This is a genomic window from Rivularia sp. UHCC 0363, from assembly GCF_034931125.1.
In the GTDB taxonomy this organism is placed as follows: domain Bacteria; phylum Cyanobacteriota; class Cyanobacteriia; order Cyanobacteriales; family Nostocaceae; genus Rivularia.
Genome location: NZ_JAYGHM010000021.1, coordinates 90,555 through 93,989, shown reverse-complemented (window position 1 = coordinate 93,989; position 3,435 = coordinate 90,555). Strand labels below are relative to the sequence as shown.

At 37.6% G+C, this 3,435-nt stretch carries 1 protein-coding gene; it reads left to right on the top strand.

What is annotated here, in order from left to right; translation table 11 throughout:
* Positions 1-182 precede the first annotated feature (182 nt).
* Positions 183-3,431, top strand: a complete 3,249-nt coding sequence (locus tag VB797_RS14225) for an ATP-binding protein (protein ID WP_323238339.1) — start codon at positions 183-185, stop codon at positions 3,429-3,431.
* Positions 3,432-3,435 lie beyond the last annotated feature (4 nt).

Genomic DNA, 3,435 nt, shown 5'->3' with positions numbered 1-3,435 from the left:
TCGTTACAACCAGCCAGGGAATCGTTACAACCAGCGAGCAAGATGCTCGCACTACGAATGTATAATGTATCGCGCTACCATCTTAGAATAGAAGAAACCGCATAATAACAGTAAATATTGAACGGCATTCTACATAATTATGCTTCGCGTACAATGTATAATTAAAAACTAAACAAATTATTATGCAGCTACCTTCTATATTTAAAACCTGCGTTCCTAGATCGGAGATATTAGCCGGAGAACTTTCACTGGATTTATTTGCAGCGAAGTTAAAACTAGTTGTCGAAGGTAAGGCTCCGTCAGTTTACCAAGACTCTACCACTTTCTTCAGCAATACTTTTGCTACCCAGGGATTAAAAACGTTGATTTCGGAAGTATTTGGACGTTTGGTAGGTGCATCTGTGGGTTCTCCGATTATTCGTTTGGAAACTAGTTTTGGTGGTGGTAAAACTCACGATGAGATAGCTTTATGGCATATTGCTAAAAATGGACGAGAAATTCCCGGTTTAGAACGTTTTACCGATTTAAGTGTAATCCCAGAACGTCCGATTCAGGTAGCTGCGATCGCCTGTCAAGATTTGACTCCCGTGGAAGGAGTTTTGCACGCAGATACGGGTGTTACGACGTACACTATTTGGGGTGAAATTGCTTACCAAATCGGTGGAATTGATGGTTATAGTTTGCTCAAAGGTTCCGATGAGCAGCGGGTTAGCCCCGGTACGGCTGTTTTAGAAAGGATTATTCAGGGACAGCCAACTGTAATAATTTTAGATGAAATTGCTCAACATTTGCGAGTTAGTAAAGCGGTAACGGTGGGTAAAAGCGATTTAGCACAGCAGGTAGTTGCTTTTTTGTTTTCGTTGATGGATTTAGCAGCTTCTAATAGTAATTTAGTTTTTGTCTATACTTTAGCTGATTCAGGTGATAGTTTTGGGGAAGAAACTACGGAAATAAGGGAAGCAGTTTCAGCGTCTGCACGTCAAGAAAGGGTTCTTAAACCTAGTACTGATGTGGAAATTTATAATATTGTCAAACAGCGTTTATTTGCTAGTATTGACAGCGATGCAGCGAAAAATGCCGCAAAAGAATATTTGCAAACTTATAAAGCAAGCAGCGTTACTTTACCCGACGGTTGCAAAGATGCGCGTTATGCTGAAACTATAGAAGCAAGCTATCCCTTTCATCCCGAACTTTTTAGCTTACTTAATAAAAAAATCGCTTCTATTCAAAATTTTCAACGTACTAGAGGTGCGTTACGGTTATTTGCAAGAGTTATTCGTTACCTGTGGAATTCAAATTCAAATTCAGCAACCAATTGGATACCTTTAATTCATCCCCATCATATCCCCATTGGTATTGAAGAAGAAATTACCAGCGAATTAACTTCACGTTTGGAACGTCCTTTGTTGCGTTTGGCAATATCCGCTGACATATATAATGCAGATGGGAGAGAAGCACACGCTCAATTACAAGATGGTGAATGGAAAGCTGCTGGTAAACCTGCTTTTTCTTCTTGGGTAGCAAGAACTATTTTTTTACATTCGATTAATCAAGGTGTAGTTGCCGGAATTAGTCGTACTGAATTGAATTTATCGCTGTTAACTCCGGGGTTAGGAACTAGTTTTATAGATACGGCTTTGGAAAGATTAAGTACTGTTGCTTGGTATTTAGAAAATGACAGTATAACTTCTACTGCTCGGTTTAAAGAAGAGCCTTCAATTAATAAGATTATTTCCGAAGAAAAGCAGCAAATTGGTAAAACGGAAGCAAAAGATGAGTTAAGAAAACGTCGCGATACTATATTTGCTCCCAGGTTATTTAAACTAGTTTCAGCACCAGAATCACCGGGGGATGTAGATGATGTTGCGGATAATATTGCTTTGTGTTTAATTGATTTTAACGAAGCGACTATTTCTACAACTACAGAAAGCGCACCGCTACTTGTAGAAAAAATCTTTAGTGAAACGGGGGAATCGGGAAAGTTTCGGATTTATCGCAATCGGCTGTTATTTTTGATAGCTAATAAGCATGAATTAGAAAGAGCAATTGATAATACGAGGGAATATCTGGCTATTAACAATATTCTCAGTTCAGCTAATCGACTGCAAGATTTATCAGAAAGTCAGCGGAAGCAATTAAAGCAAAAACAAGGTGAATTTGATTTAAAGGTAAGAATATCATTAACTAATGCTTACCGTCATTTATTTTATCCTGCCAACGACCAAGTTAAAGCACCAAAAGGCTTAATGCACTATACCTTACCAGCGCAAGATGCTAGCGATGTGAAAGGTAAAAATAATCAGCAGGATGCGATTTTAAAAGTTCTCAAAGATTGTCAGAAAATTCGTTCGGAAAATGCGTTACCTTATGCACCGGCTTATATATTGCAGAAAGTTTGGTTAGCAGGATTAGAACATTGGACAACTAAAGCTTTACGGGAAGAATTTGCGAAAAATTTGGGTTTAAATATACTCCTTGATGCGGAAGTTATTAAATTGCGAGATACCATCCGACAAGGTTTGCAAAATGGAAGCTGGGATATGAAAGTGGGAGAAAAGATGTTTATTAAAACCCCAGATAATGATAGTAAATTTAATTTACCCGACACCATCGAATTTTCTGAAAGAATGGTGCTTTATCGTCGGGGAATTTTAGAATTACCAAAACCGCGAGAAATTCAACTTTCTACTCAAAGAATGAATAGTACCGAGTCAATTAAACCTGTAAGAATAAGGTGGAAAGCATCGGGAGCTTTAAAAATTGTACTTTATCAAAATGGGGAATTAATAGAAAACGAATTTCGTCCCAGCGATGAATATGAAACCCAAATTGATAAAACCACAAACTTTAAAATTGTCGCTGACTACGGTAACGGTGAAATAGTCGAAAAAGAAAGTCAAACAACGATATACGGAAATAATATTCAGCCGACTCCTACTAGTAAAGAAAACGGCAATAATTCCTGGGATAATCTTGATTTATTTAAAGCAAAACCGCAAGAATTTGAATTAGAAGGAACACCCAACGTTGTATTTAATCAATTAGGCGATCGCATTCACGACAACAAAATTACGGGTATCGAATTTCTAGCAATCTCCGTAGACCAAGTAATGGACTACCGTAAATTAATGACGGTTTTACCATTATTAATGAAGTTTCCCATAGAAATCGATCAATTGGCAACCATTACCACCGGGGAACAGTTTGTCCGATTAGAATACCAAGGTCCCGTAAAAGGATTTCAAAGCTTCCAAGGAGCAGTTAACGGTTTATTAAATAGTCAAGATGTCCAAGCTGATGTAATATTGAAGATCGAAATTAAATTTTCTTCACCAGTGCAACCAGAAGGCTCAGAAATTAGTACTATTAAAAATGCCCTTAATCGTAATCCGGTTGATAGATTGAATTTATCAGTAAAGGTAACTTATTAGTACG

Excerpts from the sequence above, each read along its gene's own strand:
- VB797_RS14225 (WP_323238339.1), top strand. The coding sequence starts at position 183 with ATGCAGCTACCTTCTATATTTAAAACCTGCGTTCCTAGATCGGAGATA.